The sequence below is a fragment of the Nocardia sp. NPDC057272 genome, assembly GCF_042668615.1.
Classification (GTDB): domain Bacteria; phylum Actinomycetota; class Actinomycetes; order Mycobacteriales; family Mycobacteriaceae; genus Nocardia.
Map to the genome: position 1 here is coordinate 269,952 of NZ_JBHUYK010000005.1, position 23,131 is coordinate 293,082.

Genomic DNA, 23,131 nt, shown 5'->3' on the forward strand with positions numbered 1-23,131 from the left:
GAAGGCAGTGTGCGATGACCAACCCCACTCCGGCGCGCGCGGAAACAGAACAGCTGGCAGCGCTGGTGGCGACGGTCGCGGCGATGGATCCGGCGCGGATCGCGGTCGAGTTCGACGGCACCGCGGTGTCCTATGCCGATCTCGACGCCCAGCTCACGCTGATGGCCGAGCTCACCGGTGGGGCGCTGGACGCGGACACGCTCGTGCAGGTGGTGCTCGCCGAGCTGTTCCCCGGCGTGGTCGATGCCGCCGAGGGGACGTTCGGTGTGCTGCTGGATTCGCTCGCGGGCGATGCGATGGCGACGCTGGGGATGGAGGTGGTGGCCGCGGCGACGCTGGTCGATCGGTTCGCCGCGCAGGTGGCGCGGACGCCGGATGCTGTCGCGGTGCAGTGCGGTGACGTCACGCTGACCTATGCGGCATTCGATGCCAGAGTGCGGGTGCTGGCGGCGCGGTTGGTCGAGGCGGGCGTCGGGCCGGAGACGCTGGTCGGGTTGGCGCTGCGGCGCAGTGTCGAGCTGATCGTCGCGGTGCACGCGATCGTGCGGGCCGGCGGTGCGTACGTGCCGCTGGACCCCGATCATCCGGTGGACCGGTTGCACTATGTGCTCGAGGTGGCGCGGCCGGTGGTGGTCGTGACACGGGCAGGCGACGAACCGGATCTGAACGGCGCGGCGGTGCTGCGCACCGATGACATCGACTGGGACGCGGCGCCCGGCGAGGTGGTGTCCGGGGTGCGGGCAGCCAACACGGCCTACGTCATCTTCACGTCCGGCTCCACGGGCAGGCCGAAGGGTGTGGCGGTCACCCACGGGGCGATCGTGGCGAACCTGGATTGGCGGCAGCGCCGCTACGCCATGACCGAGGCCGATGTGGTGGTGCAGAAGACGCCTTACACCTTCGATGTGTCGGTGTGGGAGTTGTTCTGGCCCTTGCAGATCGGCGCCCGGCTGGTGGTCGCCGAACCGGGGCGCCACGGGGATCCGGCGTACCTGGCGGCGCTGATCGCGCAGCATCGGGTCACCGTGACGCACTTCGTGCCGTCGATGCTGGCCGCGTTCGTCGGTGACGTGGGCCCCGAGGTGGATCTGTCGTCGTTGCGGATGGTGTTCGCCTCCGGTGAGGCGCTGCCCGCTGCCACGGCCGCCCGGCTGCGCGCGTTGTCGGCGACGGCGCTGCACAACCTGTACGGGCCCACCGAGGCGGCCGTCGACGTCACCGCGCACGAGGTGACCGCTCTCGATGAGGTGTCGGTGCCGATCGGCGGTCCCGCCGACGACACCGGGCTGCTCGTGCTCGACGAGAACCTCGACCAGGTCCCCGTCGGGGTGGTCGGCGAGCTGTATCTGGCGGGTGTCCAGCTGGCGCGTGGGTACGTGGCGCGGCCGGGGCTCACTGCCGATCGGTTCGTCGCCAATCCGTACGGCGTGCCCGGTGAGCGCATGTATCGCACCGGTGACCTGGTGCGGGAGTCGCGCGGTGAGCTGGAATACCTGGGGCGCACCGACTTCCAGGTGAAGCTGCGTGGTCTGCGGATCGAGCTGGGGGAGATCGAGGCCGTGCTGGCCGCGCACCCTCGCGTCGGCAACGCGGCGGTGGTGCTGCATCGCCATGCCGCCGGTGAGGCGCTGGTCGGTTATGTGGTGAGCGTCGACGGTGCGGGGCTCGACGAGGCCGAACTCGTCGAGCACGCCAAGTCGTCGATGCCCGAGTACATGGTGCCCTCGCTGCTGGTGCAGCTGGACGCGATGCCGATCAATGCCAGCGGCAAGCTGGATCGGAAAGCGTTGCCGGAGCCGGACTTCCGGGTGTCGGCCGCCGAATTCCGGGAGCCGCGCACGGCGACCGAGCGCACCGTCGCCGCGTTGTTCGCCGAGCTGCTCGAGGTGGACGTGGTCGGCTTGGACGACGACTTCTTCCGCCTCGGGGGCAACTCACTGATCGCCACCCGCGCCATCGGCCGGTTGCAGGCGAACTTCGGTGTGCGGGTGGATGTTCGCGACTTCTTCGACAGCCCGACGGTGGCCGTACTGGCGAAGCTGGTCGAGGGTGGGGTGGTCGATGATCGACCCGCGCTCGTCGCGGGTCCGCGTCCCGATGTGTTGCCGCTCTCGCCCGCGCAGCAGCGGATGTGGTTCCTCAACCGGTTCGATCCGGAGACCGGGGCGTACAACATCCCGATCGCGGTGCGGTTGACGGGGGCGCTGGACCGGGATGCGTTGCGGGCGGCAGTGGGTGATCTGATCGCGCGGCACGAGGTGCTGCGCACGGTATACCCCGAGGTCGACGGGGTGGGGACGCAGCGGGTTCTTCCTGTCGCCGAGGCGCTCGAAGTGCTTGCGGCCGAAGTGTCTTCGAGCGACCACGCCGATGGCGTCGCGCCGGGGTCTTCGACGCTGCTCGATGCCCTCAGCATCGGCGCCGAGGACCTTCCGGACGTGTTGGCGGCCGTTGTTCTGCGCGGATTCGATGTCACGGCCGCACCGCCGGTGCGCGCGAGCCTGTTCGAGGTCGACGGTGATCACGTGTTGGTGCTGGTGGTGCATCACATCGCCTCCGACGGCTGGTCGGCCGGTCCGCTGGTGCGTGACACGATGACCGCCTACTACGCGCGTGCCGAAGGTGTGGCGCCGCAGTGGAATCCGCTGCCGGTGCAGTACGCCGACTACACCCTGTGGCAGCGTGCTGTTCTCGGCGCGGAGGACGACGCCGACTCGCAGGCCGGGCGTGAGATCGCGTTCTGGCGTGACTCGCTGGCCGGACTGCCGGACGAGTCGGGCCTGCCGACCGATCGCCCTCGCCCCGCCACCGCGTCGATGCGGGGGCGCCGGGTCTCGTTCGAGCTCGATGCCGACGTGGTCGCAGGGCTGAACGCGGTTGCCGCGGAACAGGGTGCGACCCTGTTCATGGTGCTGCACGCGGCATTGTCGGTGCTGATCGCACGCCTGTCGGGCAATGCCGATGTGGCGATCGGCACGCCGGTCGCCGGGCGCGGTGCGGCCGAACTCGACGACGTCATCGGCATGTTCGTCAATACCGCCGTGCTGCGCACTCAGGTGCGTGGCGGCGAGCCGTTCGCCGACCTGCTCGGTCGCGTCCGCACCGGGGATCTGGCCGCCTTCGACCACACCACCCTGCCGTTCGAGCGGCTCGTCGAAGTGCTCGCGCCGACCCGTTCCGCCGGTCGCCACCCGCTGTTCCAGGTGGCACTGTCGTTGCAGAACCTGCCGCCGACCTCGTTCGAGCTGCCCGGTTTACGCGCGGCCGCCGTCGACTTGCCCTATGACATCGAGAAGTTCGATCTCTCCCTGACCCTGCGTGATTCCGCGGCCATGGGTCTGTCCGGCGAATTCTCCTACGCCACAGATCTGTTCGACGAGCAGACCGTCAAGCGCACGGTGGCCCGCTTCACCGGCCTGCTCGCCGCGATCGCCGCCGCCCCGCAGACTCCCGTCGCCGACCTGCCACTGCTGATCGACACCGAACTCGCCGAGCTGACCGCCCGCACCGGCGGCCCGTCGACTCCCGCTCCGCTGTTGCCGCAGGTGCTCGCCCGCGCCGCCGCCGACCCCACCGCGATCGCCATCCGAGACGGCGCCCGCACCCTCACCTACGGCGAGCTCGACGCCGCCTCCACCTACCTGGCCGCTCGTCTCGCCGATCTCGGCGTCGGCACGGGTGACCTTGTCGCCGTGAGTATTCCGCGCTCGGCCGAGTCGATCACCGCGATCTGGTCCGTCGTGAAGTCCGGCGCGGGCTTCCTCCCGGTCGACCCGAACTACCCCGCCGACCGCATCGCCCACATGCTCTCCGATTCCGGCGCGGCGGCGGGTATCACGATCGAGGCGGTGCGGTCGGATCTGCCGGCTACCGTGAACTGGCTCGTGCTCGACGGCACAGAACCCACGCCAGACGATGCGGCGCGGGCAGACCTGGGCGCGTACGCACGTCCCGGTGACAGGACGATCAGCGCCGTCAAAGCCGAGACCGGATGCGGCGGCGTCGTGACCTCTCCAGATGCCCCCGTGGCCGATTCCCGTCCAGGCGGCGCAGCTGGTGGCCATGTGGTGAATGGCGGCGCGGGTGGTCGAGCGGTGGATCCGTTGGATCCCGCGTACGTGATCTACACCTCGGGTACCACCGGGCTGCCCAAGGGCGTGGTGATTGCGCACGGTGCGGTCGCGGCGTATCTGCCCGTACAGGCCGGGCGGTACCTGGCCAGCGCCGATGCGCGCGTGCTGCACGTGGCGTCGCCCTCGTTCGACATCTCCGTGGCCGAGCTGCTGCTGACCGTGACCGAGGGGGCGACGATGGTCATCGCGCCCGCCGGGGTGTTCGGTGGGGCGGAGCTGGGGGAGTTGCTGCGGGCCGAGCGGGTGACCCATGTGGTTATCACGCCGTCGGCGCTGGCGACGGTGCACCCGGAGGGGCTCGACGAGCTGCGGATGGTGGTGGTCGGTGGCGAGGCGTGCCCGCCGGAACTGGTGGCGCGGTGGACCGCCGCGATTCCGGGCCTGATCTTCCGTAACGGTTACGGCCCGACCGAGACGACCATCGTCACCAATATCAGCGAACCACTCAGTGCGACAACGGCGATCACGCTCGGCGCGCCGGTGGAGGGCACGACCGAACTGGTGCTCGACGAGCGGCTACGGCCGGTGCCCGCCGGGGTAGTCGGCGAGCTGTACATCGCTGGTGCGCAGCTGGCGCGCGGCTACCATCGCAGGCCCGCGCTGACCGCGGGACGGTTCGTCACCAATCCCTTCGGCGCGCCCGGCGAGCGGATGTACCGCACCGGTGACACCGTGCGCTGGGTGCGGCGCGAAGGATCGTTCGATCTGGAGTACCTGGGCCGCAACGACTTCCAGGTGAAGGTGCGCGGCTTCCGGATCGAACTCGGCGAGATCGACGCGGTCCTGGCCCGCCATCGGACGGTCGACTTCGCCGCCACCGTCGGTCACCGGACCGACGCGGGCGCCACCCTGCTGGTCTCCTATGTCGTGCCCGTCGCCGGTGCCACGGTCGACGCCGCGACCCTCATCGCGCACACCGCCGCACACCTGCCCTCGCACATGGTGCCGGCCGCGGTCGTCACTCTCGATGCCGTGCCGCTGACCCCCGTCGGCAAGCTCGATCGGGCCGCGCTGCCCGCACCGGTCTTCGACACCGCCGCCTACCGGGCACCGGAGACGGTGGCCGAGCAGGTGGTGGCCGCCGCGTTCGCCGAGGTCCTCGGACTGGACCGGGTCGGCCGCGACGACGACTTCTTCGATCTGGGCGGCAACTCGCTCCTGGCGACCCGGTTGATGGCGCGCATCGGCACCGACCTCGACATACGTATTCCCCTCCGCCAGCTCTTCGACACCACGACGGTGCTGACGCTGGCCGCGGCCGCCGACCGTCTGCGTGGCACCGGCTCCGGCCCCGTGCTGGTGGCGGGACCCCGGCCCGATCCCGTCCCGCTCTCGCCTGCCCAGCAGCGCATGTGGTTCCTCAACCGCTTCGATCCCGGCTCGGCCACCGACAACATCCCGCTGGCCGTCCGGCTCACCGGTGCGCTCGACATCGCCGCACTCCAGGCCGCGATCGTCGACGTGCTGGACCGGCACGAGGTCCTGCGCACCCGATACCCGGAACTGGACGGCAACGCCATCGCCGAGATCCTTCCGGCGACCGGTCTCGTGCCCGAGATCCACCCGCGGATCGTGGATGCGGCCGACCTGTCCGACGCCGTGCGGACCTTCGCCTCCACCGGCTTCGACCTCACCGTCGATGCTCCGATCCGCGCGACGCTGCTGCGTGTCGCCGCGGACACCGCGCTGGAGCATCGCGCATCGGGTGCGCGTGACGGGGCCGACGGGCATGCCGGAGCGGCGGACTCGACGGGGTCCGCCGGTGCTGAGTACGTGCTGGTCATCGTGTTGCATCACATCGCCGCCGATGGTTTCTCGTTCGGGCCGTTGATCCGGGACGTGCTCACCGCCTACGGCGCGCGCGCCCTCGGTGCGGCCCCGGGTTGGGTGCCGTTGCCGGTGCAGTACGCCGACTACGCCGTGTGGCAGCACGCGGTGCTCGGTGATGCGGCCGATCCGGAATCGGTGGCGGCGAAGCAGCTCTCGTTCTGGCGTGACGCGCTGGCGGGGGTGCCCGAGCAGCTGGAACTGCCCACCGACCGGACCCGTCCGGCGCTCGCCTCCCGGCGCGGTGCGATGCACGGCGTCGAGATCGATGCCGCGACCCATCGGGCACTGGCGGAATTCGCCCGTGCGCAGGGCATCACGGTGTTCATGGCCGCGCACGCGGTGTTCGCGGTGCTGCTGGCGCGGTTGTCGGCGACCACCGACATCGCGATCGGCACGCCGGTGTCGGGACGCGGTGCGCGTGCGCTCGATGATCTCGTGGGTATGTTCGTCAACACCCTCGTCCTGCGCACGGAGGTGGCACCCGCGACCCCGTTCACCGAACTGGTCGCCCAGGTCCGCGACAAGGACCTCGCCGCCTTCGGCCACGCCGACGTGCCGTTCGAGCGCTTGGTCGAGGTCCTCGACCCGGTCCGCTCCACTGCCCGCAACCCCCTGTTCCAGGTGATGCTGTCCGTCAACGAGGACACCCCGAGCGAACTCGCCCTCCCCGGCCTCACCGTCGCCGGTGTCGACCTGCCCACCGGCATCGCCAAGTTCGACCTGGAGCTCACCCTCACCGAACACCGCGACGACAGCGGCACTCCCACCGGCATCTCCGGTGCCTTCCTCTACGCCACCGACCTGTTCGACGCCACCACCATCGCCGCGTTCGCTACCCGGTTGGATCGCATCCTCACGGCCGTCCTCGCCGACCCGGCCCGCCCTGTCGGCGACCTCGACTTCCTCGACGCCGCCGAGCGGACCCGAATCCTGACCACGTGGAACGACACCGCCACCGAGAGCGACCACGCCGCGACCCTCGCCTCGCTGCTCGCCGACCGTGCCGCCGCGACGCCCCACGCGATCGCCGTCGTCGTCGACACCGACCCCACCGCGGCCGATGACGCGCCGGCAGCCGCCACAACGATGGCACGGGCGCTCGATGTATCGCCCACCGCGAGAGACGAATCGGTGCAGGAGAGCCTGGAGTCGACGGCGAAGCCGGGTCGTCTGTCGGCGCGCACAGTCGAGGCGGGCACGCCGGCCGAGAACGGCGCTCGGGTAGTTACCGATGGCGCGCCCCTCGGAATCGGGGCGTCCTCGAGCGCGATTTCCCGGCTCGAACACGCGGCAGCCGATGCCATCGCCGCACACCGCGCCGGGGGTGTGGTGCCCGAGGTGTCGCTGCGTGCTGCTGATTCCACGACCGCAGTGGAGCTTTCGTACGTGGAGTTCGGCGTGCGAGTCGCGCGACTGGCACGTCATCTGATCGGGCTGGGAGCGGGCCCTGGCTCGCTGGTCGCGGTCGCGATGCGCCGTGGTGTGGAGCAGTTGGTCGCGGTGCACGCCGTGCTCGTGGCCGGGGCGGCCTATGTGCCGGTGGACCCGGATCATCCAGCCGAGCGGACCGCGTATGTGCTGGCGCAGACGGCACCGGTCTGTGTGCTGACGCTTGCCGGAATCGGTGTGGCTGTAGGCGAGTCGGTGGTGGAGGTCGACGTGCTCGACCTGTCGGAGCTGTCCGGCGAGCCGATCACCGATACGGAGCGGGTGGCGCCGCTGCGTCCCGAGCACCTCGCGTATGTGCTGTTCACGTCGGGTTCCACCGGCAAGCCGAAAGGTGTGGCCGTGCCGCACAAGGCCGCGGTGAACCAGCTGCTGTGGTTGCAGCGGGAGTACCCGCTCGGTGCCGACGACGTGGTGCTGCAGAAGACGCCGTTCACCTTCGACGCATCGGTGTGGGAACTGCTGTGGCCGTTGCACGCCGGGGCGCGCTTGGTGCTCGCCACCGCTGACGGGCATCGCGATCCGGCCTACCTGGCGGCAGCCACCGTGCGGCATCGGGTGAGCGTCGTCCAGTACGTACCGTCGGTGCTCGCCGCGGTCGTGGCGGAACCGGCTGCCGCGCAGTCTGATTCGCTGCGACTGGTCTTCGCGGGCGGTGAAGCGCTGACGACCGACCTGGCGCGGCGGGTGCGCGCGATGACCGGCGCGACGGTGGTCAACCTGTACGGCCCGACCGAAACCGCCATCCAGGTCACCACGCACGAGGCCGGTGACGAACTCGGCGCCACGGTGCCGATCGGCGCACCGGTCGCCGATACCCGTGTGTACGTGCTGGATTCGCGCCTGCGTCCCGTCCCCGCGGGTGTTCCGGGCGAGCTGTACGTGGCGGGCGCGCAGCTCGCCGACGGCTATCACGGCCGTACCGAGCTCACCGCCGAACGTTTCGTCGCCGACCCCTTCGGCGCGGGCGAGCGCCTGTACCGCACCGGCGATCTGGTCACCTGGCGCACCGGCGCCGACGGTCCGGCGCTGCATTACCTCGGCCGCACCGACTTGCAGGTGAAACTGCGCGGTCTGCGCATCGAACCGGCCGAAATCGAAGCCGCGATCGCCTCGGTTCCCGGCGTCAGCCGCGTCGCCGTCCTGGTTCGCTCGGACGAAGGCCGGACCGATCAGCTCGTCGCCTACGTCGTCCGTGCTGCCGAGACACCCGCCGATTCCACGGGAGGCGACGCGGTCCGTGCTGTCGACGTCGCGCCGGCTGTTCCGCGACCCGACTCGTCGGCGGCGCCCACCACCGCCGACTTCGACGCAGCGATCGCGGCGACCCTGCCCTCCTACATGGTCCCGGGTGCCTACGTCTTCCTCGACGAGCTGCCCGTGAATGCTTCCGGCAAGCTCGATCGCCGGGCACTCCCCGCGCCGGAGTTGCGGCAGCTCGACTACCGCGAGCCCGCCACCGCCACCGAGCGGATCGTCGCCGCGACGTTCGCCGGGGTGCTCGACCTGGACCGGGTCGGTGCGGGCGACGACTTCTTCGCCCTCGGGGGCAACTCGCTGCTGGCGACCCAGGTGGCGGCCCGGCTCGGTGCCGCGCTGGATGCGCGGGTGCCGGTGCGCGAGCTGTTCGAGGCGAGCACCGTCGACGGACTCGCCGTGCGGCTGGACGCGCTGCGCGGCACCGGCAGCAGGCGTGGACCGGTGGCGGGCCAACGGCCGCAGCGGATCCCGCTCTCGCCCGCCCAGCAGCGGATGTGGTTCCTGCACCGCTTCGATCCGGACTCCGCCGCGTACCACATCCCGGTCGCGATCCGGCTCAGCGGCGAGCTGGATACGACCGCGCTGCGCGGCGCCCTGGGCGATCTGATCGCCCGGCACGAGACATTGCGCACCACCTATCCCGAATTCGACGGGCAGGCGACACAACTCGTCGGTCCGGCGTTCGTGCCCGAGCTCGCCGTTGTCGACGTGGCTGCCGATGACGTGCCCGCGACGGTGGTATCGGTCCTCGCCGGCGGTTTCGACATCACCCGCGAGGTGCCGGTGCGCGCCGCACTGCTGCGGGTAGCGGCGACCGAACACGTGCTGGTGCTCGTCGTGCATCACATCGCGGCCGACGGCTGGTCGATGGGGCCGCTGACCCGGGATCTGGTGGCTGCCTACGCCGCCCGTGCGGCGGGCGCGCAGCCCCGGCTGCCCGCGCTGGCTGTGCACTACGCCGACTACGCGCTGTGGCAGACCGAGGGGCTCGGCAGCGCCGACGACCCGGATGCGCCGCTGGCCCGCCAGCTCGACTACTGGACGCGCCGGCTCGCGGGATTGCCCGATGTCCTGACGCTGCCCGCCGACCGGCGCAGGCCGCTGATCGCCTCCAACCGGGGCGCCACCTTCACCACCGCCCTCGGCGCCGACCTGCATCGCGGGATCGAGGAGCTGGCTCGCGCGCACCGGGCCACTCCGTTCATGGTGCTGCACGCGGGCCTCTCGGTGCTGCTCGCGCGGCTCTCGGCCGGTGCCGACGTCGTCGTCGGCACACCCGTGGCCGGGCGCGGACATCGCGAACTCGACGACATCGTCGGCATGTTCGTCAACACGCTCGTGCTCCGTGCGCAGGTGCGCGCGGGCGCGCGTTTCAGCGACTTCCTCGACGAGGTCCGTGCCGGCGATCTCGATGCCTTCGACAATGCCGACGTGCCGTTCGAGAGCCTCGTCGACGCATTGAATCCGGCGCGCTCACAGGGGTATTCACCGCTGTACCAGGTCTCCCTGGCCTTGCAGAACCAGCGCAGGACCGCCTTCGAATTGCCGGGCCTGACGCTGTCGGGGCTGACCCTGCCGGATGCGCCGATCGAAGTGGATCTGGACTTCACCTTCGTCGACCGTTTCGCGCCCGACGGTGCGCCCGACGGTCTCGACCTCGAACTGCGCTACGCCACCGATCTGTTCGACGCCGACACCGTCGCGACCATGGTCGGGATGCTCGATCGGGTGCTGCGGGACGCGGTCAGCGCCCCCGGCACCGCGGTCGGCGACCTCTCCTTGCTCACCGACCCCGCCGCGGCCACACTGCCGGCGCGGCACCACGGAGACGTGGTGCCGCTCGACCGCGCACTCGCGGACCTGGGCCTGCGCGCCCCACTCGCCGCCCACCTGCTCGATGCCGCGGCCGCGCGAGCGCCACACGCCGTGGCGGCGATCTTCGAAGGTGCCGAGATCACCTACGGCGCGCTCGCTGCCAGGGCGAACCGGGTGGCGCGCAGGTTGATCGACTGCGGTGTCGGGCCGGAAACACCGGTGGCCGTCGCTGTTCCGCGCAGCATCGAACTGCTGGTGGTGCTGCACGGTGTACTCGCCGCCGGTGGCGTGTACGTGCCGATCGATGCGGGCCAGCCCGCCGAACGCATCGGGCAGGTGCTGGCGACCGCGACCCCGCGACTCGTCGTCGTCGCGGCGGCCGGTGACCTCGACCATGTGGACAGCGGCATCCGATCCGCCACGGCCTCGGTGCATTTCGCCGCCGCGTCGCGATCCGGGGTCCCGGTCCTCACCGTCGGCCAGCTCGAGGACGTAGCGCACGACACTGTGGCAGCCGGCCCGGTCACCGACCTCGAACGCCTGGCGCCGCTGCATCCCGAGCACCCGGCGTACGTGCTGTTCACGTCCGGCTCCACCGGTACGCCGAAGGGTGTACTGATCTCGCACCGCGCCGTGGTCAACGAGATCTGCTGGCTGCGTGGCGAATACGACATGACATCAGCGGATCGCTTCCTGCAGCGCGCGCCCCTCACCTTCGACGTCTCGCTCTGGGAACTGCTGGCCCCCGCGCTGCTCGGCGCCCCGCTGGTGCTGCTGCGCCCGGGCGGTCACCTCGACCTGCAATATCAGGCGACAGTGGTGCGCGAGCAGGGCGTCACCATCATGGAGATCGTGCCGTCGGTGCTGGCCGCCATGCTCGCCGAAGGGCTCGGCGACGCGCTGAGCGGGCTGCGCATGCTGCACGTGGGTGGCGAGGAACTGCCCGCGCCACTGGCGGCCACCGTCCTCGCTACGATCCCCGGCGAACTGCACAACACCTACGGCCCCACCGAAGTGGCGATCACCAGCACGTTCCAGCGGATCACCGCGCCGGTGGAGCAGACCGAGCTGCCCATCGGCAGGCCGACCTGGAATGTGCGCGCCTACGTCCTCGACGAGCGCCTGCACCCGGTGCCCGGCGGTGTCGCGGGCGAGCTGTATCTCGCGGGTGACCAGCTGGCCCGCGGCTACCTCGGCAGGCCAGACCTGACCGCCGACCGCTTCGTCGCCGACCCGTTCGGGGCCGACGGAACCCGCATGTACCGCACGGGTGACCTCGTCCGCCGCGATCGCGACGGTGCGCTGGTCTACTTGGGCCGCAACGATTTCCAGGTGAAGATCCGTGGACTGCGGATCGAGCTGGGCGAGATCGAGGCCGCGCTCGGCGACGCACCCGGCGTCACCCACGCGACCGTGCTGCCCGCCACCGACGATGCCGGTCGGCAGTGTCTGGTCGGGTATGTGGCGGGGGAGGTGGACAGCGTGGCGGTGCGTGCCCACGTCGCGGGCCGGGTGCCCGCGTACATGGTGCCCTCGCACCTGGTCGTGCTCGACACCGTGCCGCTCAACTCGGCGGGCAAACTGGATCGGGCCGCGCTGCCCGCCGCCGACCTGTCCGTCACCACCGAATACGTGGCGCCGCGACCGGGTGCGCAGACCGCGCTCGCCGGTGTGATCGGCGAATTGCTCGGGCTGGCGCGCATCGGCGCCAACGACGATTTCTTCGCTGTCGGCGGTAACTCGCTGCTCGCCATGCGTCTGGTCGCCCGGGCCAATGCGGCCCTCGGCAGTGCGCTGGACGTGCGCGATGTGTTCGACGCCCCGACCGTCGCCGGACTCGCCGAGCGTGCGGGCGCCGGCCACGAGCAGTCGCCGCCGCTGACCGTGGTGCGACCGCGCCCGGATCGAATCCCGTTGTCGCTGGCTCAGACTCGCCTGTGGTTGCTGAACCGGATCGATCCCGCATCGGCCGTCTACACGCTGCCGATCGCGTTGCGCCTGACCGGCGACCTCGACACCGGCGCCCTGTGGGCGGCGCTGGCCGATGTCCTCGACCGACACGAATCACTGCGCACCATTTTCCCCGAGGACGCCGACGGCCCGACCCAGGTGGTCCTTCCCACTGACGCGGTGCTGCCCGCTGCCGTCGTGCGCGAGGTGGCCGAGGGCGAGCTGGCCGCTGCGGTGCGCGCGATCATCGGCCAGGGTTACGACCTGACCACTCAGTCACCTCTGCGCGCCGCGCTGCTGCGCCGCGAAACGCGGGTCGAAACTGTGGACCGCCGACCCGTGGCCGGCGATGCCACGCCGCGTCTCGCGGCCGTGAATTCCGTGGGTTCGCGGGAGCCAGAGCACGTGCTGGTGCTCGCCGTGCATCACATCGCCGCCGATGGTGTGTCGACGACGCCGCTGGCGCGGGACCTCATCGCCGCCTATGCCGCGCGCGCCGCGGGGATCGCTCCGGTCTGGGAGCCGTTGCCGGTGCAGTATCCGGACTTCACCCTGTGGCAGCGTGCCGTGCTCGGCGACGCGGCCGACCCGCAGTCGCGGCTGGCGCGACAGTCGGCGCACTGGCGTGACGAATTGGCCGGGATCGCACCGGTTCTCGAACTGGCGACGGATCGGCCTCGGCCCACCGTCCGCACGGGTGCGGGTGGAGCCGTCGGGTTCGAGGTGCCCACCGATGTCGTGGCGGGGATCGAGGCGCTGGCCCGCCGCCACGGGGTGTCCACCTTCATGGTGGTGCACGCGGCGTTCGCGGTGCTGCTGTCTCGTCAGGGCGCCGGCGCGGATGTGCTCGTCGGCACGCCGGTCGCCGGGCGGGCCGATGCCGCGCTCGACGACCTGGTCGGCATGTTCGTCAACACCCTCGTGTTGCGGACCGCGGTCGATGCCGGTGCCGGGTTCGGTGAACTACTGGCCGAGGTGCGGGCCGCTGATCTGCGCGCCTTCGCACACGCCGACCTGCCGTTCGAGCAACTCGTCGACGAGCTGAATCCGGTTCGCTCCACGGCGTATTCGCCGATCGTGCAGGTGATGCTCGCGTTCGAGCATCGCGAGGACACCATCATCGAGCTGCCCGGGCTGCGGATCGACGAGTTCGCTCTGGACGCGGCGACCACCCAGTTCGATCTGTCGCTGGCGATCAACGAGATCATCGGCGCCACAGGGGAACCCGGAATGCGCGGGTGGTTGCGCTACGCCACCGATCTGTTCGACGCCGACACGGTGGCGTCGTTCGGTGCGCGGTTCGTGCGGGTGCTGAGCGCGGTCGTCGCCGACGACAGCATCGCGGTCGGCGAGATAGATCTGCTGGATGCCGCCGAGTCCGCTCAGCTCGCGGCGTGGAACGACACCGCCGCCCCGCTCGACGCCGACGCGACGCTGGTCTCGATGTTCGCCGCGCAGGCCGCGCGGACCCCCGACGCGATCGCCCTGGAGTTCGAGGGGCAGCGGATCACCTATGGCGAGTTCGCGATTCGTGTCGCCCGCCTGGCGCGTTGGCTGATCGCCGAGCAGGTCGGTCCCGGCGCGGTCGTCGGTGTCGGGCTGCGGCGCGGCATCGATCTCCTGGTCGCCCTCTACGCGGTCCAGGCCGCAGGCGCCGCCTATCTGCCGCTGGATCCGGACCACCCGGCCGACCGGATCGCCGACGTCCTGGCGACCGCGGCCCCGGTGTGTGTGCTGGCCGCCGCCGATTTCCCCGAAACCGGCGCTCGCACCGCCGCGCACGTCGAGCCCGACAGCCGGTCGGTCGAATCCGGTACGCAGGCGTCCGAATCCGGCACCGAGACCGGCATTCGTCTTGTCGTGCCCGGCACGCTCGATCTGTCCGGGTTCGCTGTCGACCCGGTGACCGATGCCGACCGGATCCGGCCGTTGCGTGCAGCGGACCTGGCGTATGTGCTGTTCACGTCCGGCTCGACCGGGAAGCCCAAGGGTGTCGCGGTTACCCATACCGCGATCGTGAATCGCCTGGTGTGGATGCAGGATGCCTACCGGCTCGACGCGGCCGACACCGTGCTGCAGAAGACGCCGATCACCTTCGATGTCTCGGTGTGGGAACTGTTCTGGCCCTTGCAGATCGGTGCCACCCTGGTGATCGCGCGGCCCGACGGGCACCGTGACCCCGCCTACCTGGCCGAGGTCATCACCCGCACCGGTGTCGGCGTCGCGCACTTCGTGCCGTCGATGCTGGCGGCGTTCCTCGCCGAACCGCGTGCCGCCGACTGTGTTTCGCTGCGGCAGGTGTTCGCCTCCGGTGAGGCGCTGCCCGCGGCCGACGCCCAGCGCCTGCGCGCGCTGGTTCCCGGTGTCGCCGTGCACAATCTGTACGGACCCACCGAGGCCGCGGTCGACGTGAGCTTCCACGAGGTTACCGACACCGACACGGTTACGGTGCCGATCGGTGCCCCGGTCGCCAACACCGCCCTGCACGTGCTCGATACCCGTTTGCGGCCCGTTCCCGTCGGCACACCGGGTGAGCTGTATCTAGCCGGCGTTCAACTGGCCCGCGGCTACCTCGCCCGACCGGACCTGTCCGCCGACCGCTTCGTCGCCAACCCCCTCGGCGCCCCCGGCGACCGCATGTACCGCACCGGCGACCTCGTGGTCCGCACTCGCTCGGGTGAACTGGAATACCTGGGCCGCACCGACTTCCAGGTGAAACTGCGCGGCCTGCGCATCGAACTCGGTGAAATCGAGGCAGTTCTCACCGGTCTCGACACCATCGAACGGGCGGTGGTCACCGTCCGTGACGACGGCACCGGCGACTACCTCACCGCCTACCTGCTCGGTGTCCCGGGGCTGGATCTCGACGTGGTGAAAACCGCTCTTCAACAGGCACTTCCGGCCTACATGGTGCCGAGCGCGTTCGTCGTTCTCCCTGAGTTCCCGGTCAATTCCTCGGGCAAGCTCGATCGGCGGGCGCTGCCCGCGCCCGAGCTGGTCGCTCGTGAATTCCGTGCTCCGGCCACGCCGTCGGAGCAGTTGGTGGCCGGGGTCGTCGCCGAGGTGCTCGGTGTCGAACTGGTCGGTGCCGAGGACGATTTCTTCGATCTGGGCGTCAACTCGCTGATCGCGACCCGGGTCGCGGCGCGGCTCGGGGCGGCGTTGAACCGGCAGGTGCCCGTGGCGCGGATCTTCGAGACGCCGGTGGTGGCCGCGTTGGCGGCCGCGCTCGACGCCGAGCGCGGCGCGGCGCGACTGGCGCTGGTGGCGGGGGAGCGGCCCGCTTCGATCCCACTCTCGCCCGCCCAGCAGCGCATGTGGTTCCTCAACCGGTTCGATCCGGATTCGGCCGGCTACAACGTGCCGATCGCGGTGCGACTCGGTGGCGCGCTCGATCTCGACGCGCTCGCCGCCGCGGTGGACGATCTCATCGGCCGGCACGAAGTACTGCGCACCTATTACCCCGAGACCGCCGAAGGTCCGGTACAGCAGATCCTGTCCGCCGCCGAAGCCGGTGTGGCTCTGCGGGTTCAGTACCTCGCGCCCGCGGAGGTCGTGGCTGCCGTGACGGCGCTGGCCGCCACCGCCTTCGATGTCACGGCGGGTGTGCCGTGGCGGGTGGTGCTGTATCGGATCAGCGCCGACGAGGCTGTGCTCGCCATGGTCGTGCACCACATCAGCGCCGACGGTTCGTCGATGCCGCCGCTGGTGCGCGACCTGATGACCGCCTACCTCGCACGACGCGACGGTGCGGCACCGCGGTGGACGCCGCTGCCGGTGCAGTACGCCGACTACGCGCTGTGGCAGCGCGCGCTGCTCGGCGACGAAGCCGATCCCGACTCGGTGGCCGCCCGCCAGCTCGACTTCTGGCGCGGCGAACTCGCCGACCTCCCCGATGAGCTCGCGTTGCCGCTGGACCGCCCGCGCCCGGCGGTGCGTACCCTCGCCGGTGGGACCGTGCCGGTGACCCTGGACGCGGGCACCCACGCCCGGCTCAGTGCGCTGGCCAGGGAGTCCGGAGCAACGCTGTTCATGGTCGTGCACACCGCGTTCGCGGCGCTGCTCGGTCGCCTCTCGGGCAGTGCGGACATCACCGTCGGCACCCCGGTCGCCGGGCGCGGCGAGGCCGCACTCGAGGACCTGATCGGCATGTTCGTGAACACGCTGGTCTTCCGTACCCGCCTGCGGGCGGGAGAGTCGTTCCAGCAGTTGCTGATTCGCCAGCGCGCGACCGACCTCGCCGTCTACGCCCATGCCGAGGTGCCGTTCGAACGTCTCGTCGAGGTGCTCGATCCGACGCGCTCCACCGCCCGGCATCCGCTGTTCCAGGTCGGCTTCTCGTTCCAGAACTTCGAGCGTGCCGAGCTGGCCCTGCCCGGGATCACCGTGTCGGGGCTGGACACCGAGAACGAGCTGTCGCAGTTCGATCTGCACCTCATCGTCAGCGACGAGTACGCGGGCGACGGCGCGGCCGCGGGCGTCACCGGCGTCCTCACCTACGCCCACGACGTGTTCGACACCGAGACCGCGGTGGCGATCGCCGGACGGCTCGAACGCCTGCTCACCGCTGTCGCCGCCTCGCCGCGCACACCGCTGGATTCCGTCGAGGTGCTCGAACCGGTCGAGCGCACCCGCATCCTCACCGAGTGGAATGCCACCACCCACGAGATCGACAGCGCCGCCACGCTACTCACCCCGTTCCGTGCGCGGGTTCGGGCGACCCCCGACGCGACAGCTCTCGTGTTCGAGGACACGGCCCTGACCTATGCCGAACTCGATATTCAGGTCAACCGCCTGGCCCGGTACCTGATCGAGGAAGGTGTCGGCCCCGACACACTGGTGGGGCTCGCCATCCGGCGCTCCACCGAACTCGTCGTCGCCCTGTACGCGGTCCTGTCCGCGGGCGGCGCCTATGTGCCGATCGACCCGGACCACCCGGCCGACCGGATCACCCAGATCCTCGACACCGCGCGGCCACACCTCGTCCTCACCACCGCCGCAGCCGAATTCGACAGGCAGGCGCCGGCTGACCGGCCGACCAGGGTTGTCGCGCTCGATGACGTCGACACCGCCCGCTACCCTGGTCATCCGGTCGCCGAGTCCGAACTTCTCGCCCCTGTGCGGGATTCGAACCTCGCCTACGTGCTGTTCACCTCCGGCTCGACGGGCAAGCCCAAGGGCGTGGCGATGAGTCGTGCCGGAGTTCGCAATCAGATCGCCTGGCTGATCGAGCAGTACCAGATCGACAGCGACGATGTGTACCTGCAGAAGTCCGCGGCCGGGTTCGACTTGTCGGTCTGGGGCTTCTTCGCACCGCTCGCGGCGGGCGCGACCCTGGTGCTCGCTACCCCGGACGGTCACCGCGACCCGCAATACCTCGCCGAACTGGTGGCCGCGTGGCGGATCACCGTCGTCGACTTCGTGCCGTCGATGCTGGCGATGTTCGCCGCGCACGCTGACGCCCAGCAGCTGACGAGTCTGCGGCTCGTCCTCGCGATCGGTGAAGCGCTCACCCCGGAGACGGTCGGCACGCTGCGTGCGAAATCGCCCGCGGCGGTGCACAACCTGTACGGGCCGACCGAGGCTGCCGTGTCGGTGACGGCGTGGCCCGCCGACGGTGCGACCGGGCAGACGGTGCCCATCGGTGTGCCCGCATGGAATTCGCGCGTGTACGTGCTCGACGAACGACTGCGCCCGGTCGCCCCGGGGGTCGCCGGTGAGCTGTATCTGGCGGGGGAACAGCTCGCTCGCGGGTACCTCGGCCGCGCCGACCTCACGGCGGACAGATTCGTCGCCGACCCGTTCGTCGGTGCGGACACTCGCGTCGGCGCGGACTCGGGTCTCGCCGCGCATCCCGTCGGTGACGGCCGCGACCACGGTCCCCGGGGCGCGCGCATGTATCGCACCGGAGACCTGGTGAAGTGGACTCGCGACGGTGTGCTGGTCTATCTGGCGCGCATCGACTTCCAGGTGAAGTTCCGTGGTCAGCGCATCGAGCTCGGGGAGATCGAAACCGCGCTCGGTGGTCTGGCCGGGGTCGGTCAGGCCGCGGCGGTGGTCTCGGCGAGTGCGACCGGTGACCAGCTCGTCGGCTATGTCGTGCCGACGCCGGGCGTCGCACTGGATCCGGCGGCCCTGCGGTCGGGCGTCGGCGCGGTGCTGCCGTCCTACATGGTGCCGTCGGTGATCGTGGTGCTCGACGCGTTCCCGCTCAACACCTCCGGCAAGCTCGACCGCAAGGCGCTGCCCGCACCGGAATTCGTGGCCAGGCCGTTCCGGGCACCGGTCAGCACGGCGCAGCGGGCGGTGGCCGAGGTGTTCGGTGACGTGCTCGGGCGCGAGCGGGTCGGGCTCGACGACGACTTCTTCGAACTCGGCGGCAACTCCCTCATCGCGACCAGGGTCGCCGCCCGCCTCGGCGCGGCATTGTCGACGCGGGTGCCCGTGCGGACCCTGTTCGAAGCGACCACCGTGGCCGACCTGGCCGCCGCGCTCGCGACCACGGCCGGCAGCGGTGCGGGGATCGCGTTGACATCCGGCGAACGACCGGCCCGGATACCGCTGTCTGCCGCCCAGCAGCGCATGTGGCTGCTCAACCGCCTCGACCCCGAGTCCGCTGCGTACAACATCCCGATCGCGGTGCGGCTCACCGGCGATGTCGATGCGGGCGCGCTGGCCGCCGCGGTCACCGATGTGCTCGACCGGCACGAGGTGCTGCGCACGGCCTACCCTGCCGTCGACGGGATCGGGCACCAGGCGGTGTGGGAGTTCGTGCCGACGCCGGTGGTGGAGACCGTGGACCCCATCGCGGTACCGGCGATCGTCGCGGCCGAGATCGGGCGCGGATTCGATGTCACCGTCGCGCCGCCGGTGCGGGTGCGGGTATTGCGCTGTGCGGCGGACGAAGTCGTGTTGGTCGTGGTGATCCATCACATCAGCGCCGACGGGTTCTCCGCCGGGCCGCTCCTGCGTGACACCACCGCCGCCTACCTCGCCCGTCGCGCGGGCAGCGATCCCGGATGGGCGCCGCTGCCGGTGCAGTACGCCGATTACACGCTGTGGCAGCGTGCGGTGCTGGGCAGCGAAGACGATGCCGAGTCGGTCGCCGCACGGCAGCTGCGATTCTGGCGCACCGAGCTGGCCGGACTGCCCGGGCTGCTCGAATTGCCCACCGACCGGCCGCGGCCCGCTGTCGCGTCGCATCGTGGCGCGAGCGTCGACACTGTGGTGCCGCAGCCGGTGTGGCAGCGGGTGGCGCGGTTGGCGCGTCGCGCCGACGTGAGCGAGTTCATGGTTGCCCACGCCGCGCTGGCCGCGTTGCTCGCGCGACTCGGTGGCGCCGGCGACATTGCGATCGGCACCCCGGTGGCGGGTCGCGGTGAGCAGGCCCTCGACGATCTCGTCGGCATGTTCGTCAACACGCTGGTGCTGCGTACCGGTGTCGACCCCGCCGCCTCGTTCAGCTCGCTGCTGCGCGAGACCCGGCGGGTGGATCTGGATGCCTTCGAGAACGCGCAGGTGCCGTTCGAACGGCTCGTCGACGTCCTCGACCCGACCCGCTCGACCGCGCACAGCCCGCTGTTCCAGGTGATGCTGGCCTTCCAGAACCTGGCCGCGAGCCCGGTCGAGGTGGTCCTGCCCGGCCTCACCGTGACCGGACTGGACGCCGACGCCGCCATCGCCAAGTTCGACCTGGACCTGGTCCTCGCCGACACCGCCGACGGTGGTTGCACGGTGAGCCTGACCTACGCCACCGACCTGTTCGACGCCGAGACGGCCGCACGCATCGCCGACGGCTATGTGCGAATCCTCGACGCGGTCACGGCGAACCCGGATGGGGCGGTCGGCGATATCGACCTGCTCACCGACGGCGACCGCCGGATGCTCGAGAACTGGTGCGACACCGCGCATCCGGCCGGCGATGCGTGGCGGGTCGCGGCGACCTCGGATGCGCGGTCGCTGTCGGGTGACGTCGCTCACGCCGGCGCGATCGGCGTTCTGCCGACAGCGTTCGATTGCCTAGCCGCGGCGACACCGGACGCTGTCGCGCTCATCGACGGTGACATCGTTCTCACCTACGCCGAATTCGCGGCTCGGGTGAACCGGCTCGCGCGCCATCTGATCGAACACGGTGTCGGGCCGGATCACGCGGTGGCGGTGGGAGTTCGGCGCTCGGCCGAGCTGCTGGTCGGCGTGTACGCGGTGCTGGCGGCGGGTGGCACCTACGTGCCGATCGATCCGGATCATCCGGCGGAGCGGATTACCCGCGTCCTGCGGATCGCCCAGCCGGTCTGCGTGCTCACCACCAGCGGCGATGCCACGGAGCTCCCGCTGCGCGGGCACGAGGTGATCACGCTGGACACCGTCGATCTCGCGGGTTTCCCGGCGTCCCCGATCGCCGATGCCGAGCGGGTGTCGCCGTTGCTCCCGGAGCACACCGCGTACGTGATCTTCACGTCCGGCTCGACCGGTCTGCCCAAGGGCGTCGGTGTTCCGCATCGCGCGATCGTCCACCAGCTCGATTGGCTGGCACAGCAGTTCGGGTTCGCCGCCGGTGACGCCGTGCTGCACAAGACGCCGATCACCTTCGACGCCTCGATCTGGGAGCTGTTGCTGCCGCAGCGGGTGGGCGCCCGCACTGTCATCGCCCGGCCCGGTGGACACGGGGACCCGGCCTACCTGGCCGCACTGATCGCCGAACAGCACATCGACACAGTGCAATTCGCCCCGACACTGCTCGCGGCCTATGTGGCGCATGTGCAGGAGGCGGCCGCCGCGGGCAACAATCTCGCGGGTGCGACGCTGCGGCGGGTGTTCGCGGGTGGCGAGGCCTTGCCCGCCGCGCTGGCACAGCAGGTGCGTGCGCTGACCGGCGCGCAGGTGGTGAACCTCTACGGGCCGACCGAGACCACGGTGCAGGTGAGTGCGCACCGGGTGACCGATGACGATGTCGTCACGGTGCCGATCGGTGCGCCGGTGTGGAATTCGGGGCTCTACGTGCTCGACGCCAGGATGCGCCCGGTGCCGCCGGGGGTGACCGGCGAGCTGTATGTCGGTGGCGCGCAACTCGCACACGGGTACATCGGGGGCGCCGAACTCACGGCTGAGCGGTTCGTCCCGGACCCGTTCGGTGTGTCCGGTGCTCGGATGTACCGCACCGGCGATCTCGTTCGCCTGCGGGGAAACGGCACTCCGGCACTGGAATACGTCGGGCGTGCCGACCTGCAGGTGAAGCTCAACGGCCAGCGCATCGAACTCGGTGAGGTGGAAGCCGCGCTGCAGCGGCAGCCGGGGGTGGCGCAGGCCGCGGCCGCCGTGGTGTCCGGGGTCGGCGCAGATCGGCTTGTCGCCTACGTGGTGGCGTCGCGAAACCAGGAGTCCGACGGTGCCACTGCCGTCGGCGCCGGCCCCGGTGCCCGAGTGGGCGCGGCGGCCGATTCCGCGATGGCACAGGGTAGCTCGGCATTCGACACGGCGGTGCTGCGGACGGCGCTGGCCACGGAACTACCCGGCTACCTGGTGCCCTCCGTGGTACTCGAGCTGGACGCGTTGCCGGTCAACACCTCCGGCAAACTCGACCGCGGCGCACTGCCGCGCCCGGAACTGCGCCAAGCGAGCTATCGGGCGCCGATCACCGGGACCGAGCAGCTCGTCGCGGGCGCGTTCGCCCGGGTGCTCGGACTCGACCGCATCGGCATGGACGACAACTTCTTCGACCTCGGCGGCAACTCCCTCACCGCGGTCCAGCTGTCGTCTCGACTGAGCGAAGCACTGGGCAGCCCGGTGCCGGTGGCGTGGTTGTTCACCGACCCCACGCCCGCGGTCGTCGTGGAACGGCTACGCGCCGACGATGATTCGGGCGATGACGCGTTCGCGGTCCTGCTCCCGCTGCGCGCGGGCGGCACCGGCGCGCCGCTGTTCTGCATCCACCCCGTCGGCGGTGTGTCCTGGTCGTTCGCCGGCCTGACCCGCCACCTCGACCCGCAGCGCCCGATCTACGGGTTGCAGTCGCCCGCGCTCACCGCCGACGAACCGCTGCCCGCGACGATCGAGGACTGGGCGCGCCGCTACATCGCCGCCATCCGCGAGGTGCAGCCGGAAGGGCCGTACCACCTGCTCGGCTGGTCGCTGGGCGGGCTGCTGGCCCACGCCGTCGCCATCGGCCTGCAAGCCGACGGCGAACAGGTGGCACAGCTGGCCATGATGGACAGCTGGCTCGGCGACGGACCGGAACAGACTCCGATGCCCACCGTCGGCGACCTGCTCGGCGGGCTCGCCGGTGACGATCTCGCGTTCGACACCGACGGTCTCGCCGCCGCGGCCGCGGGTATCGGCGGACCACTGGCGGCACTCGATCGCGACCGCATCGCCCGCATCATCGACGCCGCCACGGCCTCGATGCGGATGGTCGACGAATACCGGCCACGTCGCTTCGGCGGCGACCTCGTCTACTTCGCCGCCACCGTCGACGATCCGAGCGGATCGCGCGGCGCGGCGAGTTGGGCCACCGCCGTCGACGGCACGGTCCACCGGCACGGCATTCCCGCCACGCACTGGGCGATGGCGGGCGAGGCGGCGCTGGCCCGGATCGCGGACGTTCTCGACGGGAGCGGATCCGATACGCGCGGGTTCGCCGGCGAGGACCCGGCGACGAGGGCCGATGCGCGGGCGGGGGCGATGGGCGCATAGAATCGCGG

1 protein-coding gene is annotated in these 23,131 nt (G+C 70.9%); it reads left to right on the forward strand.

Features of this window, described 5'->3' with window-relative positions; genetic code table 11:
* The first annotated feature begins 14 nt into the window (after positions 1-14).
* The gene (locus tag ACFULV_RS10560; RefSeq protein ID WP_378655336.1) at positions 15-23,123 is read left to right on the forward strand and encodes a non-ribosomal peptide synthase/polyketide synthase; all 23,109 of its coding nucleotides are present in this window, start codon (positions 15-17) and stop codon (positions 23,121-23,123) included.
* Positions 23,124-23,131: the final 8 nt, after the last annotated feature.